This window comes from Erwinia persicina NBRC 102418, assembly GCF_001571305.1.
GTDB classification, from domain to species: Bacteria; Pseudomonadota; Gammaproteobacteria; order Enterobacterales; family Enterobacteriaceae; genus Erwinia; species Erwinia persicina.
In genome coordinates this window covers 235,741-252,174 of sequence record NZ_BCTN01000002.1, presented here as the reverse complement: position 1 = coordinate 252,174, position 16,434 = coordinate 235,741, and the positions used below count along the sequence as shown (strand labels likewise).

The window sequence follows — 16,434 nt, the reverse complement described above, 5'->3', positions numbered from 1 at the left end:
CTGCGGTTCGCCCGTCAGCCATCAGGTCAGATTAAATTTGGCGTCCGGCTGGTGTGCCGGCGGCAGTGGGGTCAGGTCGTTCATCTCGCTGAGGATGCGTTCAATGGTGTTACAGATGGCGTCCAGCGGCAGATCGTTCGGCGCGGTGCCAAACGGATCTTCCAGCTCTTCCGCCAGCGACTCCAGCGACAGGAAGGTGTAAGAGATAAACACCGACACCAGCGGCGTCATGTAGTGCAGATCGGCCACCAGAGCAAACGGCAGCAGGGTGCAGAACAGATAAACCGTACGGTGCACAATCAGACTGTAGGCGAAGGGGATTGGCGTGGTGCTGATACGCTCACAGCCTCCGAGAATATGCGCCAGATCGTTCAGGTTGCCATCCATGCCGTTATACAGCAGGTCAGGAATTGCGCCTTGGTCACGGCGGTCTGCCAGCCAGCTCCCCATACACAGCAGCAGACGGTTGGCGCGAAACGGACTGGCCAGCACCTCGTCCTGTACGCTTTTGGGGGCCAGGCGCAGGATATCCTCGCGGGCGTCGGTGCCGCGCAGCTGGTGCTTCAGGCTCCAGCTGAACGCCATCAGCAGGCCGCCAAGTTCACGCACGGCGGCGGGGTCACGGCGCAGTGCGCCACGGGCCTGGCGCAGCAGCGAGCGCTGGGCGATCAGCAGGCCGCCCCACAGCGTGCGGGCTTCAACAAAACGGGCATAGCTGGCGCTGTTACGAAAGCCGAGGAAGATGGCAATGGCGACCCCCAGCAGGCTGAACGGGGCGGTGGTCAGGCGCACGCCGAGGGTTTCATACCACTGGTAACAAATCACGGCGAAGATAGCCATCAACAGGTTAAGGCTGAGGCGGAACAGAATTTTCGATAACACCGCCCCGTGCCAGGAGAACAGGCGCGGGAACCAGTGTTGATGGGGACGTACGATCATAACGCAGGACTTCCAGAGTAGTAGCGGTCAAATAACATCGGGTTAACCAAAGCGCCACATCATACCGGGCCGCACGGGCGAGGAAAATGTAAACCTGCCGCCGGAATCTATCCGGGTTTCGAAAAGGCCGGCCGGATAGTCAAAATGCGGCATTGCAAAGGGGATATTGGTATTTAATTCCGCCGCGGTTTTATGAAAATCTGGGGGCATATTCACCATCACAGGGAGAGAACCATGAGCCAGAAAACCCCACAGCGGATCAAGCTCGGCCTGATGCTACAGGGCGCAGGCGGCTTTATGAACGCCTGGCGTCACCGCAGCGTGCCTGCCGATGCCAGCGTTAACGTCAGCTGGTATCACCAGTTAGCCCATCAGGCAGAAGAGGCAGGACTGGACTTTCTCTTCGTCGCCGACGGCCTGCATATCAATGAAAAGTCCCTGCCGCATTTCCTCAACCGCTTCGAGCCGATTGCGTTGCTATCATCGCTGGCAGCGGTGACCCGACGTATTGGTCTGGCGGGCACCATCTCGACCTCTTACAGCGATCCGTTCACCGTCGCGCGCCAGCTGGCATCGCTCGATCTGTTAAGCAACGGGCGTGCGGGCTGGAATGTGGTGACCTCCCCGCTGGCCGGTTCGGCACGTAACTTTGGTAAAGATCACCCTGAGCACAGCCAGCGCTATGAGATCGCCCGTGAGTATATTGAAGTCGTACAGGGACTGTGGGACTCCTGGGAAGAGGGGGCGTTCATTCGCGATCGGCAGAGCGGCGAGTTCTTCGACGCCAGCAAACTGCATAAGCTGAATCACCAGGGCGCACATTTTTCAGTGGAAGGCCCGCTGAATATCCAGCGCTCTGCGCAGGGCCAGCCAGTGATCTTCCAGGCCGGCGCGTCGGCATCAGGTATCCGGCTGGCCGCCGCCTCGGCGGATGCGGTGTTTACCAATGCGCGCACGCTGGAAGAGGCCCGAACCTATGCCACTGAGCTTAACCGGCAGGTGCAGCAGCAGGGCCGCTCCCCGGTAGGGATTTTCCCCGGGATCAATCCGATCGTTGGCGCAACGGCGGCAGAAGCAGAAGAAAAATACCGCTATCTTCTGTCACTGCTGTCGCTGGAGCAGGCGCTGAACTATCTTGGCCGCTTCTTCGACCATCATGACTTCAGCCAGTACGATCCGGACGGCCCGTTCCCGGAACTGGGTACGCTGGGAGAAAACAGTTTCCGTTCCACCACCGATCAGATAAAGCGCCTGGCGGCAGAAGAGCAGCTGACGCTGCGCGAAGTGGCCTTCCGCACCACGCTGCCGAAGGGGGAGTTCTTTGGCACGCCGGAACAGGTGGCAGAAACCTTTATTCGCTGGGTGGAACAGGGCGGCGCCAGCGGATTTATCCTCTGCGGGCCGGTACTGAATGAAGCGCTGGAGGATGTGGTGCGCCATGTGCTGCCCCTCCTTGAAGCCCGTGGTTACTGGCACAAGGATGATACCCATGTCACCCTGCGCGATCGGCTGGCTATCCCGGCCCGGCCTAACCGTTACAGCCTGGCACGTGAACATTTACGCCAGGCGGGCTAGGGGATTTCCACTTCAGTCAGCGGGATGAAGCGGTTATGCTGACGGTTATCAACCGTCACCTAAAGGGAATCATCATGACTATCGTTATCCGCCGCGCAGAGCATCAGGACGCTAAACTGATCCTCGCGATGATCGCCGAGCTGGCCGAGTATGAAAAAGCGCTGCACGAAGTGGTGGCCAGCCAGCAGGATATTGAGCATTCACTCTTCGCGCCCGAATCGCACACTGAGGCGCTGATGTGCGAGGTGGATGGCGAACCCGCCGGGTATGCCGTGTTTTTTACCAGCTACTCAACCTGGCTGGGAAAAAACGGTATCTACCTGGAAGATCTCTACATCAGCCCACGCTTTCGCGGACAGAAAGCCGGAAAAATGCTGCTGCGGCACATTGCGCAGCTGGCGGTATCCCGCGGCTGTGGTCGTCTGGAATGGAGCGTGCTGGACTGGAATCAGCCGGCCATCGACTTCTATAAAAGCATCGGTGCTGCGCCCCAGGATGAGTGGGTACGCTACCGCATGGAAGGTCAGGTGCTGACGGACTTCGCGGAGTCCTGATCGCTTTTTCGTCCGACCACATCGCCAACAGGCACCCCGGATGGGGTGCCTGTTTTATTTCAGCATCAGAGACAGCGGGTATTGGGTTGCAATAAATTGACTTTTTTTGTCATATTATGATTGATAATGATTATCATTTGTATATGATGTCGCAAATTATAACGCTTTTTGCCCTGCCTGCAGGGCCTTGTTTGTTGATATTTCTGAAGCTGTTGTTGAGCGAATACCAATAAAAACATCGCAGGTATTTCGCATGATTAAGTTTTCATCCCCTCAGGGATTACTGCACACCTCACTCGTGGCAGGGACCCTGCTCAGCGTGACCCTCTCCGGCAGCGCAGCCGCCGATAGCGACCGTAACGCGGTGACCGCTAAAGCCCGGCAGCAGAATGCAGCCACAACGCCTGACGACGACGCGGTGATGACCGTGCTGTCGCCCGTGGTAAAAAATGTGGCCGGCAGTTCGGTGACCCTCAGTGCCGCAGAGATGCAGCAGCGCGGTGGCAATGATTTTGGCTCCATCATGCGCTACCAGCCGCTGATCGGTGCGGTAGGCAGCAGTGGTGGTTCTTCCACCGGGAAAAGTGGCTTCGATCGCGGTGGTTACACCGGCTATAACATTCGCGGGCTGGAAGGCAACCGCGTTGCCCTCGACGTCGACGGGATCCCTCAGCCTGAGGCCACCGGGCGCAGCTATGCCAGCCGTGCCGGGGTTAATACCTTCGGGATCGGGCGTGACTACATTGACCCGTATCTCTACGGTCGCGTTGAGATCGAATCCGGTGCCACGGCCACACAGCGCGCCAATACCGCGCTGGGCGGCACCGTCTCCTTCCTGCCCAAATCTGCTGATGATTATCTCACCCCGGATAAGCACACGGCCTTCGGCTTCCAGAGCGATTATGACTCCGCCAGCCGCAGCTGGCATAACGGCATTACCGCCGCTGCCGGAGATGACACGCTGCGTGGCCTGGTGGTGTACAGCCGCCGTGATGGCCAGCAGACGCGTAATAACAGCGATGAGTTTGACGCTTACCCGGCCAACTGGCACTCCGATGCGCTGTTAACCTCGGGCATCTGGCAGCCGAACGACGAGCATAAGCTCACCGGTACGGTCGACTTCTACAGCAAAGTGAATCACACCCATTACGACAGCTGGAACAATAGCGGCACGGCTATTGACGGCACTGCCAGCCAGCAGAGCAATACCCGGCGCTGGGGCATGAGTCTGAAAGATGAGTGGACGCCTGCCAGCGCGTGGATCGACAGCCTGAGCAATAAGATTTACTACCAGCATACGGAAGCGCACGACAACACGCTGATGCCGTTAGCGACCGGTGGCGCGATGCAGCGCGTTTACTCTGACTACAATGTCAACACCTGGGGCTATGAGGCACAGCTGACAAAAAACCTGGGCCGTCACGATCTGCTGGCCGGGATCAACGGACGCCTCTCGGAAACGGAACGTCCGTTCAGCCAGTCACCGGCACAGAGCGGTACGGGCATGACCACCAAGCCCGAGGGCGACAGCCGCACACTGGTGCTGGGTGCCTTTGTGCAGGACAGTATTCTGTTTGACCTTGATGGTCATGCATTCTCGGTGGTGCCGGGCGTGCGCGTCGCGCATCAGGAAACGAAACCACAGAACCTGGGGAATATGGCCGCCGGCACTGACGTGCTGACGCCGGAAGACGCAGAGAAGTTGTACGGTAAAACCAACAGCGACACTCAGCTGTTACCGTCCATCAGTTTTAACTACGACATTACCCCGCAGTTGATGACGTACGTGCAGTACAGGCGCGGTGCGCAGTTCCCGAACGCCAGCCAGCTCTACGGCTCGTGGAACCTCGGTTCCAGCTATTTAGGTAACCGCCAGTATGCGCTGTTAGGCAATACCGATCTGGATACCGAAACCAGCAATAACGTTGAGTGGGGTATCAAAGGCCAGGCCACGGAAGGTGTTACGCTGCACGGGGCTATGTTCTACAACACCTATAAAAACTTTATTGCCTCCACCCGTTACACCCGCGCGGGCGCACCGGACAAGTTCGTCAATGTCCCGGCGAATATTGCCACCATCTATCAGGCGGAAAACCGCGATAAAGCCTATATCTGGGGCGGGGAAGTCAGCACCAAAATTAACTATGGTAGCTGGTTTGAAGAGGTGAACGGCCTGAGCACCACCTTTGCGCTGGGCTACAGCAAAGGCCAGGCAAAGTCCCGCTATGACGGCGACCGATATGTCGACCTCGATAGCGTAGCCCCGATGAAAGCCGTCGTGGGCGTGGCGTGGGATGACCCGGCACAGCGCTTCGGTACGGCACTGACCGCCACCTTTGTGAAAGGCAAGCAGGCGCAGAGCACCAGCCGCAACAGCTATCAGAACAGCGGCACCGCGCTGGCCGACAGCACCACAGAATATACACGCGTGCCGGGTTACGGCATGCTGGATATGACGGCGTGGGTCAGGGTGGCGAAAAACGTTAAGCTGAGTGGCGGCGTGTATAACCTGACCGATCGCCAGTACCGGGATTACCTCAGCAGCCGCGATCTGACGGACGTCACCGCCCGCGATGCCAACGATCGTGCGCTGGCGGTGATGCCGGGGCGCAACTTCCAGCTGGGGGTGAACGTCGACTTCTGAGGGGGGAAAGCCGCCAGACGCTGACACGGGATGACCGACGCCGGTCATCCCGTTTTATGCTTTATTCCGCGGGCTTCGCGTGCTGGTCAATGTGCCCGAGGTCGCGCTCCGGGAAACAAACGGCGCGCAGGCGGCGCTTAATTTCCGCAGCATCCGGGAAACCGTTGTCCGTTTTACGGTTCCAGATCACCTGCTGGTTTACGGTGATTTCGTATACCCCACCGGTACCGGGGATCAGCGTGACCGCGCCGAGGTCGGTACTGAACGTATGCAGCAGTTCCTGCGCCATCCAGCTGGCGCGCAGCATCCAGTTGCACTGGGAACAGTAGTGTATGGTTACAACAGGTAATTGACTCACAGCAGGTCACCTCCTCAGGCAATAAACGTTACTTTCCGCAGCGAAAAACAGGCCCAAGTGTACCTTAAAGGGACCGCTACACTCAGCGCCCGCGTAAAAAATAAACCCCCGCGACGGGTGGGCGGGGGCATTGCCAGAGCGCTAAATGCGATTTCACGCTGAACATTCTCCGATTTCTTCTTTGTTCTGTCAGGGCGGCTTTGTTATTGCTGTCATTGACCTCTGACAAAAGAAGGAAGGCTTCATGGACATCGACGGATTTTACCGCAGGCCCGGCGGTGCTGACCTCGTGCAGGCGCAGGGTGAGGAGGGCAACCACGGATGACTTTACGCATTGGCAGTCACCCTCATCTTCTCCCCCTGTTTATTTTGCGCCATCGCGGGGTGCTGGAAGCCGCGCTGGCCGCACACGGCGGCGTGGTATGGACAGATTATGATCACGCCGGTGATGGCGCTGTTCTGCTGGCAGAGCAGGCACTGGATGTGATCGGTACCGGCTCAACGCTGCCCGTTCTGGCCCACAGTCGTGGCCTGGATATCGCTTATCTGGCGGCATCGCCTGACCGGGCTGAACCCTGTGCGCTGCTGGCGATGAAAGACGGGGCGCACCGCAGCCTGCAGACGCTGCGGGGGGCCCGTATCGCCGGGATGCGGGGAACCGTGACCGAACCGTTTCTGGCCGGGCTGCTGTTGCAGCACGATCTGACGCTGGAGGATATCACCCTGGTCGATCTTAACGGCAGCGATGCTGCCCGCGCGCTGCGCGAGGGCAGCGTCGATCTGTGGGCCGCTATCGATCCCTGGCTCACTGCCGCGCAGGATGCAAAAAAAGTACGCTGTCTTGTGCCGCCCGCCGGGGCGGTGCGAAACCGTTCCCTGCTCTGGTGCCGGGAGCGCTGGCGGCATCAGTCGGCGCCGCAGGTAGACGTCCTGTTGTCAGTGCTGGCAGAGAACGACCGCTGGATAGCCGGGCACCGCCAGCAGGCCGCCGGGATTATCCATCAGCATTTACCGGGCTCTCCGGGTGTGGATCGCTGGCTGGCGGCCATCCGCAACCAGGCCTCGGGCTTCCAGCCTGTCACGCCGGCGCTGCTGTCGGAGCAGCAGCGGCAGGCTTACGACCTGCTGGCCGCGCGGTTTATTCCGCAGCCGCTGACGATTAGCGTTGCGGCCGAGCCGTGCCGGGCCTACCTTTAACACAGGGGGGCCTGTCAAGGTTATCCCTGTTTCCGGGCTGCCCCGAAGAGGACGGCCCCTCTGACCTGCACCGTACGGAGCCTGACGCATGACACGTATGACGGCAAAAGACTTCCCACCTGAACTGCTCAACTATTTTGATTACTACGTCCATGGAAAAATCAGCAAGCGTGAGTTCCTGGATATGGCGGCGAAATTTGTCGTTGGCGGCCTGTCGGCGGCGGCGCTCGGTACACTGCTGACGCCGAATTATGCCCTGGCACAGCAGGTTGAATTTACCGATCCTGATATCCATGCGGCGTATATTCACTACCCGTCACCCCAAGGCCACGGCAGCGTAAAAGGCTACCTGGTGCGTCCGGCGAGGGTCAGCGGGCGGGTGCCTGCCGTGGTGGTGGTGCATGAAAACCGCGGCCTGAATCCCTATATCGAAGACGTGGCCCGGCGGGTGGCGAAAGCCGGATTTATCGCCCTGGCTCCTGACGGATTAAGCTCCGTGGGCGGCTACCCCGGCAACGATGAAAAAGGACGTGAGCTGCAGCAGCAGATTGACCCGGAAAAGCTGATGAATGACTTTTTCGCTGCGATCGAATTTATGATGCAGTTCCCCGAGGCCAGCGGCAAAGTAGGCATCACCGGCTTCTGCTATGGTGGCGGGGTGGCGAATGCGGCAGCGGTGGCCTGGCCTGAATTAGCGGCCGCCGTGCCGTTCTATGGGCGTCAGCCGAAAGTGGAAGATGTGCCAAAAATTAAGGCTCCGCTGCTGCTGCACTATGCGGAACGGGACACGCGCATTAATGAAGGCTGGCCTGCGTATGAGGCCGCGCTGAAGGCGCATCATAAAGTGTATGAAGGCTACGTGTATAAAGGCGTGGATCACGGCTTCCACAATGATTCGACGCCGCGATACGACAAAGCCGCTGCTGACCTGGCGTGGGAGAGGACAATCGCCTGGTTTAACCGCTATCTGGTCTGAGGCGGGCAGGGGGAAGGGCTTATTCCTGAGGTGGATAACGCAGAGCCTCGAGCAGGCGGGAAAAAGCCGCCGTATGCTGCTTACGGCTGGGATAATATAAATAATACCCGGTAAACGGCTCGCTCCAGTCAACCAGCACCCGCTCCAGACTGCCGCCGGCCAGCGCCGCCTCTACACTGTCCTCCGGGACACAGGCCAGTCCCAGGCCGGCGATGGCTGCGGCAATGCGTGTTTCGATGCTGTTCACGATCAGCTGACTGTCGACCCGCACCCGAATTTCGCGCTGGCCCTGCTTAAATTCCCAGGCATACAGGCCGCCCAGGGTGGGCAGACGTATATTAATACAGCGATGGTGTTGCAGTTCCTGTGGCGTCTGCGGGCGGCCGTGTCGCGCAAAATATCCCGGCGAACCGACCACCGCCATACTCCAGTCGGGGCCAATGCGCACCGCAATCATGTCCTTCGCCACCTGTTCACCCAGGCGGACCCCGGCATCGAAACGGCCGCTGACAATATCGGTCAGCGTATTATCCACAGCGATTTCGACGTTGACGTCGGGATAATGCGCTAAAAAGGGCTGCAGGGCGGGCCACAGGGTGGTGGTGACGGCATGTTCACCGGCCGTCAGGCGGAGGTTGCCGGCCGGGACAGCCCGCCTGTCTGTCAGGGCGATCAGTTCGGATTCGATATCGTTCATGCGGGGAGCGATAGCGTTAATTAACTTTTCGCCCGCTTCGGTTGGGGCAACGCTGCGCGTGGTACGCGTCAGTAAACGAAGCTGCAGACGCTCCTCCAGCGCGCGGATCGAATGGCTGAGGGCCGACTGCGATACGCCCAGCCGGGCTGCGGCCTTGGTAAAGCTGCGTTCCTGCGCGACCACCATCAGAGAGATGAGATCGTTAAAGTTTTCTTTTAACACGCTTTACCCCGGCACGCCGTTCGCTAAATAGGGTCAGTGTAATCCTTCCCCTTCACTGATGCGAAAAATTCATAAGTCAGGACGCTAAAGGATCCGGCGGCAGGGGCCGGGTCCCGGCGCAAAAGCAGCATTAACCCGGATATTGCGCCTCGCTGACGTGTTCCAGCCAGTCCACCACTTTGCCCTCCTGTGCTTCGGCAATGGCAATATGGGTCATCGCGGCATCGGCTCCGGCCCCGTGCCAGTGCTTAACGTCGGGACGGATCCAGACAATATCTCCGCAGGCAATCACCTGGGCTTCTTTGCCCCATTCCTGCACCCAGCCCTGACCTGCCGTGACAATCAGCGTCTGCCCAAGCGGGTGGGTGTGCCAGGCGGTACGCGCACCGGCGGAAAATGTCACGGTTGCACCGCCTGTACGGGCCGGTGCGCTGGCGTTAAACGGGGCATCGATGCTGACCGTGCCGGTAAAATAGTCGGCCGGGCCTGTGACAGCAGGTTTACTGCCGCTTTTAGTAATCTCAATCATGACGTCTTCCTCGTGTTGTGAGCTTCCATCTTAGGCCATTTCAGCAGGCGAATTGAGTGCGCCGGGCATATAGACGTCATGAGTTGAACTCATTAATCGCCGCTTTTGTCAGGAATAAGCCTGTTTTACCGGCGCGTGTAGACCCTGTTACGCTAATTTTGAGACGGTAACATGTGATTTCGATCACATTTTAAAGCAAAAGAACGACAAGAACCGGGCAGTGAGAAAGGCGTGCTGAATCTCTTTTTATTATTTTAATTCAGTGGGTTGTGCAGGGGAGTATCGATTCTCTTTCACAGTGTAAGCAAGGCGTAAGGAAAAATGTCTAATTATTCCGGTTGTTACCGTAAATGATAATGATAATAATCCCATTCGCATTTTCACTGGTGCCGTCAGGCGCATTTAGCCTGCCCGAAGGGCGGGTTTTCCCCAGGTAAAAGGATCGTGAGATGAAAGTCAGGGCGCTATATTCGCTGATGCCACTGCTGCTGGCAGGGCCTTTGTATGCAGAAGAGACGGCGGGCGATGGAGCGGATATGGTGGTCAGTGCCAGCCGTACCGCCAGTGAGAAAAAAGATTCGCCGCAGGTCGTCACCATCATTACAAAGCAGCAGATTGAGCAGCAGAGACAGATCACCTCTGACACCTCGCAGATCCTCAGCAACCTGTTGCCCTCTTTCTCACCCAGCCGGCAGAAAATGAGCGGCAGCGGTGAAACCCTGCGCGGCCGCACGCCGCTGGTGATGATTGACGGCATTCCACAGTCAAACCCGCTGCGTCCCACCGGACGGGAAATGCACACCATTGATGCCTCAATGATTGAACGCATTGAGGTGATCCACGGCGCGAACGCCAGCAACGGCATTGGCGCGGCAGGTGGGGTGATCAATCTGATCACCAAACGACCGGAGCCGGGGGCGCTGAATCAGCATTTTGGCATCGAAACCTCATCGCCCACCTCGCAGCTGAAGGGCGATACCATGAGCTATAAGTCCACCTACAGCGTGAATGGCCGGGAAGAGTATCTCGACTACCTGTTCTCGGCGAGCTATGAGGATCAGGGCCTGTACCTTGACGGCAACAACCGTCCGGTCGGTGTAGATAACACCCAGGGTGACCTGATGGATTCACGCGCCTATGACCTGCTGGGGAAGGTGGGCTACTGGCTGGACGACGATCAGCGTATCCAGCTCAGTGCCAGCTATTACCAGCTTAAGGGCAAGAATGACTACCTGAGCGTCACCGGGGATCGCGATCGCGGCATTCCCACCACCTCGATCAAGGGTACCCCGGAAGGCGATGCGCCGCATAACAGCGTGTGGAACACCGCAGTGACCTATGACAACTACAACCTGGCCGGCATGCAGCTGACGGCGCTGGCGTATTATCAGCATTATGAAGCCCTGTTCGGTTCTGCGCTGTCCGGTTCATTCCAGGATCCCAGCATTGCGCCTGTCGGTACGCTGTACGATCAGTCGCGTGCGGTCACCACCAAGTACGGTACCAAGATGGCGCTGACCAAAGCGGATATCTGGGACGACTATCTGAAGGTAACGCTGGGCTTCGATACCCTGTTTGACCAGTCGAAGCAGGATCTGTGGGGAACCGGGCGTACCTATGTCCCGGAAATCAAATACACCGACCTGTCACCGTTCTTACAGTTGGAAGTGACACCCGTCGAATCGCTCAAGCTGTCGGGCGGCGTGCGCTATGAGTATGCCCGCCTGGACATCGACAGTTACCAGACCATTGCCAGCGCTAACAGCGTCACGGTGGAAGGGGGCAAGCCGGACTTTGATAAAACGCTGTACAACGTCGGTGCTGTCTGGACGCCGGTAGCGCCGCTGAGCCTGTTTGCCAACTATTCGCAGGGCTTTGCCATGCCGGACGTGGGCCGCGTACTGCGCGGTATCAATCAGCCTGGCATGAGCGCCGGCACCTTCCTGAATCTGCAGCCGATTGTGACGGAGAATACCGAATACGGCTTCCGCGTGGATCAGCAGCCGTTTGACTTTGAACTCAGCTACTACGAGTCAAAGTCTAAACTGGGCAGCCGCGTTGACCGCGTCGGGGATATGTATGTCACGCGCCGTGAGAAAACGAAGATAGACGGGTTTGAAGGTACGCTGGGCTATGCGGTGAACGACGATCACCGTCTGAAATTGAGCTACTCCCACATGCGCGGCCGCTATGACAGCGATGATAACGGCAGCCTGGATGCGAAACTCGACGGCCTGAACGTCTCTCCTGACCGCATTATCGCCAGCTGGTCTGCCAACTGGTCACCTCAGTGGACCTCGTTTATTCAGGCCAACTGGGCGCTGAGTCGTGAGTTTGATGAGGAAGATAAAGACTTTACCGGCTACGCGCTGGTTGATGCTGCCGTGGGCTACAAGCTGCCGCGGGGACAGCTTAACCTGGCGGTTTCCAACCTGTTTGATAAACAGTACATGACCTATTATTCGCAGAGCGCGCTGGTGGAGCCTGACCGCTATTTCTCCGGTCGTGGACGCACGGTGACGCTGGGCTACAACGTTGATTTCTGAGGTCTTACCCTGTCCTGAACGACGCTATCTGCTGCGGCTGGGGGCAGGGGTTATTGCCGCCTGTTTTCTGGCCCCGGCCCGCGCCGCACCTGCGTCGCTCAGGGTGATCACGCTGTTCCAGGGGGCCACCGACGCCGCGGTGGCCCTAGGGGTGATCCCCTGCGCGGTCGTGGACTCCTGGAGTGAAAAACCCACTTATCGCTATCTGCGTACGGCACTGCAGAATGTGCCGCATGTGGGTCTCGAAACCCAGCCCAGCCTGGAAGATATCGTGCTGCTGCGGCCGGACGTGATTATTGCCTCCCGCTTTCGCCATCAGGCGCTGGCACCGCTGCTGAAACAGATCGCGCCGCTGGTCATGCTGGATAATGTGTTTGAATTCAGAGAGACCGTCCACGCCGTGGGGGCGGCGGTCAATCGTCAGCAGGGTGCCCGGGATCTGCTGACCCGCTTCACGCAGCGTGTCACCCGGCTGCGCGGCCTGCTGGCGCAGCATTTTGCCGCACGCTGGCCGCTGACTGTTTCAGTGCTGGATATCCGGGCTGACCACCTGCGCAGCTATCTGCCGCAGAGTTTTCCCGGCACGATCCTCAGCGAACTGGGTTTCACCTGGAATGAAGCCGCCCGGCAGGGAACGGGCGTGTCGATCAAACTGAGCGGACGCGAGAGCCTGCCGGTGGTCAACGCCGACCTGTTCTTCGTGATGCTGCACGCGGAAAAAGCCGTGGTGCGGGAAAACTACCAAAGTCTGGTCAGGCATCCGCTGTGGCAGCAAATGCAGGCACCACAGCATCACCGGGTGTGGCAGGTGGACAGCGTGACCTGGGTGCTCTCAGGGGGGATAATCGCCGCCAGTGCGGTGCTGGACGACATTGAACGTCTGCTACTCACGGAGCCGGCAGCATGAGCCCCGCGCTGAAACTCGGCCTGCTGACGCTGTTGCTGGCCGTCGCGGTGGTGCTCAGTCTGATGACCGGGGCCAGCTGGATCTCTCTGCCGCAGGTCTGGGGCGCACTGGTCCGCCATGATGCCATGAACCTGCAGCATATCCTCGTCACCACTTCCCGTCTGCCGCGCACCCTGATGGCGCTGGCCGTGGGGGCCAGCCTGGCGGTAGCCGGCGCGCTGATGCAGGCGCTGACGCGTAACCCGCTTGCGTCACCCGGCCTGTTTGGTATCAATGCCGGCGCGACTTTCCTGATTATTCTCGGCAGCTCGCTGTTTTCCGTTGCCTCCCTGAACAGCTTACTGTGGTGCGCCTTTACCGGCGCGGCGCTGGCAGGCACGCTGGTGTGGACCATCGGTACGGCCGGGCGCGGCAGCTTAAATCCACTGCGCATTGTGCTGGCGGGGGCGTCGATCACCGCCCTGTTTACCGCCTTCAGCCAGGCCCTGCTGGTCATCGATCAGCAGGGCCTGGATACGGTGCTGTTCTGGCTGGCCGGATCGCTGACCGAACGTGAGCTGTCTGCAGTCTGGCCCGTTCTGACGCTCAGTGGGCTGGGGCTGGCGGTGGCACTGCTGTTTGCCGGGCAGCTGAATGTGATGAATGCCGGAGACGACATCGCCACCGCGCTGGGACAGCACGCCGGACGCATCCGGCTGCTGCTGGCAGGGCTGATTGTGGTGCTGGCCGGCTGTGCCGTTGCGCTGGCCGGCAGCATTGGCTTTATTGGACTGGTGGTACCGCATATGGTGCGCAGAACCCTTTCCATTGACCACCGCTGGCTGCTGCCGGGCTGTGCGGTGGGCGGGGCACTGCTGCTGCTGCTGGCCGACATGCTGGCGCGGGTGGTGATCCTGCCGCAGGAGGTGCCGGTCGGCGTGATGACCGCACTGTTCGGCGCGCCATTCTTTATCTGGCTGGCACGGCGCGGAGGACGATATGGATAAAGTGATCACCTTCCGGCGCGGCGGTTTCTCCCGGCAGATCAACCTGAGTACCGCAGGGCGTGTGCTGCTGGCGACGGGCGCACTGCTGCTGGTCATGCTGCTGTCACTGACTCAGGGTAAGGTGACAATGTCACCTTTAACCGTCCTGCGGCTGCTGGTCAGCGACGATCCGGGCGGTATGACGTTTATTATTCAGCAGCTGCGCCTGCCGCGTATCGTGCTGGCGGGACTGGTGGGCGGGGCGCTGGCGGTGTCAGGGCTGATCCTGCAAAGTATTATCCGCAATCCGCTGGCCTCGCCCGACCTGCTGGGCATCACCAGCGGTGCCGGCACCGCCGCCGTGCTCTATCTGGCCTTTTTCAGCCTGACGTGGGGCGACGGCCTGCTGCCGCTGGCGGTCATGGCCGGAGCCGGGCTGGCAACCAGCTGCGTCTGGCTGCTGGCCTGGAAGCGGGGCGCTTCACCGCTGCGTCTGGTGCTGATCGGCGTGGGTATCTCGGCGCTGCTGGGGGCGGTGACCACGCTGGTGCTGGTCTTCAGCCCGCTGACCACCACGCTGTCGGCGTACCTCTGGCTGACGGGCAGCGTCTACGGTGCCACCTGGTCACAGGCGACAGCGCTGGCACAGTGGCTGCTGGCGATCCTGCCGCTGCTGGTCTGGCTGGCACGACAGGCGATCGTGCAGCAGCTGGATCCGGGTCTGGCGGGGGGGATTGGCGTGCGCGTTGAGTGGCAGCGCGGCGGGCTGCTGCTGGTAAGCGTGGCGCTGGCCGGCGTGGCGATTGCCTGGGGCGGAGCGATGGCGTTTGTCGGGCTGATTGCTCCGCACATTGGCAAACGGCTGGTTTCCCCGGGGTTTACCGGACAGGCGCTGATGAGCGCCCTGGTGGGTGCCATGGTGCTGATGCTGGCTGACCTGATCGGACGGGTGCTTTTTCTGCCGGCCGATCTGCCCGCGGGCATTTTTGTCGCCGTGCTTGGCACGCCATTCTTTTTATATCTGCTGATCGCACAGCGTCACTAAGGAAACTGAGTTATGACGGCCATCGCCGCCCGCAGTCTGACCCTGAGTTACCAGAATCAGACCATTATTGACGATCTGGACATTACGCTGCCAAAGGGCAAAGTGACGGTGTTGATCGGTAGTAACGGCAGCGGTAAAAGCACGCTGCTGCGCGCATTTGCCCGCCTGCTTAAACCTCACAGCGGCTCGGTATGGGTCAACGGGGGAGACATCCAGCAGAAATCCACAGTCAACGTGGCGCAGGAACTGGCGATCCTGCCGCAGAATCCGGTGGCCCCGGAAGGGATTAACGTGCGCCAGCTGGTGAGCCTGGGGCGTTACCCGTGGCAGAACTGGCTGCAGCAGTGGTCAGCGCAGGATGAGGCGGAAGTGGACGCCGCCCTGCAGCGGACGGGCACCACCGCACTGGCAGACCGCCCGGTTGAAGCGCTCTCTGGCGGGCAGCGGCAGCGGGTCTGGATTGCCATGACGCTGGCGCAGAACACCGGCATTCTGCTGCTGGATGAGCCCACAACCTTTCTCGATCTGGCCCATCAGATTGAGGTGCTGGATCTGCTGCGCGACCTTAACCGGCAGCAGAATAAAACCATCGTCATGGTGCTGCACGATCTGAACCTGGCCTGCCGCTACGCCGACCATCTGATTGCCGTCCACCAGCGGGGCGTGGTGGCTGAAGGCGCACCGCAGGCGATCCTCAGCGAGGCGCTGGTAAAAACCGTTTTTGACCTCAACTGCCGTATTATTGACGATCCGTTCTACGGCACGCCGCTGGTGATCCCGTTAAGCCGGGATCACGTCTGAGGTACAGTCGCTAGCGGCCGCACGTCTGCAGGCAGCGCTGCAGGGTGCTGCTGCAGCCGCTGCCGCTGTCCCGGTCGCAGCGGCTGTTTTCAACGTAACACCGCTGCGTGCAGCTGCTGTCCGCCGCCGCGTGTGTCTGGGGTAAAAGGCAGGTAAGCAGTAACAGGATCGTTATTCTCATCATCATTCTCCGCCGTCATTTCACATCTCCCTGTTTATTCTGGTGCAGAAAAGTCCGTCTGGCGACCTGATAAAGCATGGCCTCATGCTGCGCCTCTCCTGAGCCAATTGATCTCGACAGGGGGGACATATTCTTTAACGTACTGGCTGCCATTCCCTGGCTATCTTCGCCTGGAAAAGGAAGGGGAAGGCTGGCACTGGCCATTCCTGATGGCGTTATTGAGGTACCGAAAAGAACAATAAAAACAGCGGGCCGGCACGGGGGCGGTTCGGGTGCTCAACCCCTGTTAAGGCTTTCG

The 16,434-nt window shown here is 59.7% G+C and carries 14 protein-coding genes; 10 read left to right on the top strand and 4 right to left on the bottom strand.

Translation table 11 applies throughout. The annotated features are described in order from the left end of the window. Positions 1–21: 21 nt before the first annotated feature. Complete coding sequence (locus EPE01S_RS04065; protein WP_062743315.1) at positions 22–939, bottom strand: bestrophin family protein; 918 nt, start codon at positions 937–939, stop codon at positions 22–24. Between the two features lie 234 nt (positions 940–1,173). On the opposite strand from EPE01S_RS04065, the gene EPE01S_RS04060 reads away from it, so the two are divergent. From EPE01S_RS04060 to EPE01S_RS04050, 3 genes are all read left to right on the top strand, one after another. Then, the gene (locus EPE01S_RS04060) at positions 1,174–2,514 is read left to right on the top strand and encodes an LLM class flavin-dependent oxidoreductase (protein WP_062743314.1); all 1,341 of its coding nucleotides are present in this window, start codon (positions 1,174–1,176) and stop codon (positions 2,512–2,514) included. A gap of 74 nt (positions 2,515–2,588) precedes the next feature. Then, a complete protein-coding gene (locus EPE01S_RS04055; RefSeq protein WP_062743313.1) occupies positions 2,589–3,068 on the top strand; it encodes a GNAT family N-acetyltransferase in 480 nt (159 codons plus the stop codon). Positions 3,069–3,321: 253 nt separating this feature from the next. Further along, positions 3,322–5,712 carry a TonB-dependent receptor domain-containing protein gene (locus EPE01S_RS04050; RefSeq protein WP_062743312.1) on the top strand — a complete coding sequence of 797 codons (2,391 nt, stop codon included), beginning with the start codon at positions 3,322–3,324 and terminating at the stop codon, positions 5,710–5,712. Positions 5,713–5,773: 61 nt separating this feature from the next. On the opposite strand, the gene EPE01S_RS04045 is transcribed toward EPE01S_RS04050, so the two are convergent. Then, complete coding sequence (locus tag EPE01S_RS04045) at positions 5,774–6,070, bottom strand: Rdx family protein (protein ID WP_062743311.1); 297 nt, start codon at positions 6,068–6,070, stop codon at positions 5,774–5,776. A gap of 321 nt (positions 6,071–6,391) precedes the next feature. Between EPE01S_RS04045 and EPE01S_RS04040 the strand changes: the two genes are divergently transcribed. Both EPE01S_RS04040 and yghX read left to right on the top strand, forming a co-directional pair. Next, complete coding sequence (locus EPE01S_RS04040; RefSeq protein WP_062743310.1) at positions 6,392–7,267, top strand: ABC transporter substrate-binding protein; 876 nt, start codon at positions 6,392–6,394, stop codon at positions 7,265–7,267. An 88-nt stretch (positions 7,268–7,355) separates the two neighbouring features. Further along, complete coding sequence (gene yghX, locus EPE01S_RS04035; RefSeq protein ID WP_062743309.1) at positions 7,356–8,243, top strand: YghX family hydrolase; 888 nt, start codon at positions 7,356–7,358, stop codon at positions 8,241–8,243. Between the two features lie 19 nt (positions 8,244–8,262). On the opposite strand, the gene EPE01S_RS04030 is transcribed toward yghX, so the two are convergent. Next, positions 8,263–9,162: a LysR family transcriptional regulator gene (locus tag EPE01S_RS04030; RefSeq protein ID WP_062743308.1), complete on the bottom strand. Its 900-nt coding sequence runs from the start codon at positions 9,160–9,162 to the stop codon at positions 8,263–8,265. A gap of 130 nt (positions 9,163–9,292) precedes the next feature. After that, positions 9,293–9,688 (bottom strand): (R)-mandelonitrile lyase, encoded by a 396-nt coding sequence (locus EPE01S_RS04025; protein WP_218007818.1) that lies wholly within the window; start codon positions 9,686–9,688, stop codon positions 9,293–9,295. 452 nt (positions 9,689–10,140) lie between these two features. Here EPE01S_RS04025 and EPE01S_RS04020 point away from each other — a divergent pair, with 452 nt between their 5' ends. From EPE01S_RS04020 to EPE01S_RS04000, 5 genes are read left to right on the top strand one after another with little or no spacing between them, the layout of a single operon-like run. Beyond that, positions 10,141–12,237 carry a TonB-dependent receptor gene (locus EPE01S_RS04020; RefSeq protein ID WP_174522405.1) on the top strand — a complete coding sequence of 699 codons (2,097 nt, stop codon included), beginning with the start codon at positions 10,141–10,143 and terminating at the stop codon, positions 12,235–12,237. Beyond that, on the top strand, positions 12,227–13,144 hold the full coding sequence (locus EPE01S_RS04015; RefSeq protein ID WP_062743306.1) for an ABC transporter substrate-binding protein: 918 nt from the start codon (positions 12,227–12,229) through the stop codon (positions 13,142–13,144). The genes EPE01S_RS04020 and EPE01S_RS04015 overlap by 11 nt, the downstream gene beginning before the upstream one ends. Next, the gene (locus EPE01S_RS04010; protein ID WP_062743305.1) at positions 13,141–14,130 is read left to right on the top strand and encodes a FecCD family ABC transporter permease; all 990 of its coding nucleotides are present in this window, start codon (positions 13,141–13,143) and stop codon (positions 14,128–14,130) included. Before EPE01S_RS04015 ends, EPE01S_RS04010 begins: the two co-directional genes overlap by 4 nt. Next, positions 14,123–15,154, top strand: coding sequence for a FecCD family ABC transporter permease (locus tag EPE01S_RS04005; protein WP_062743304.1), 1,032 nt, complete (start codon positions 14,123–14,125; stop codon positions 15,152–15,154). The genes EPE01S_RS04010 and EPE01S_RS04005 overlap by 8 nt, the downstream gene beginning before the upstream one ends. Before the next feature lie 12 nt (positions 15,155–15,166). Then, positions 15,167–15,955: an ABC transporter ATP-binding protein gene (locus EPE01S_RS04000; RefSeq protein WP_062743303.1), complete on the top strand. Its 789-nt coding sequence runs from the start codon at positions 15,167–15,169 to the stop codon at positions 15,953–15,955. The last annotated feature ends 479 nt before the right edge of the window (positions 15,956–16,434 follow it).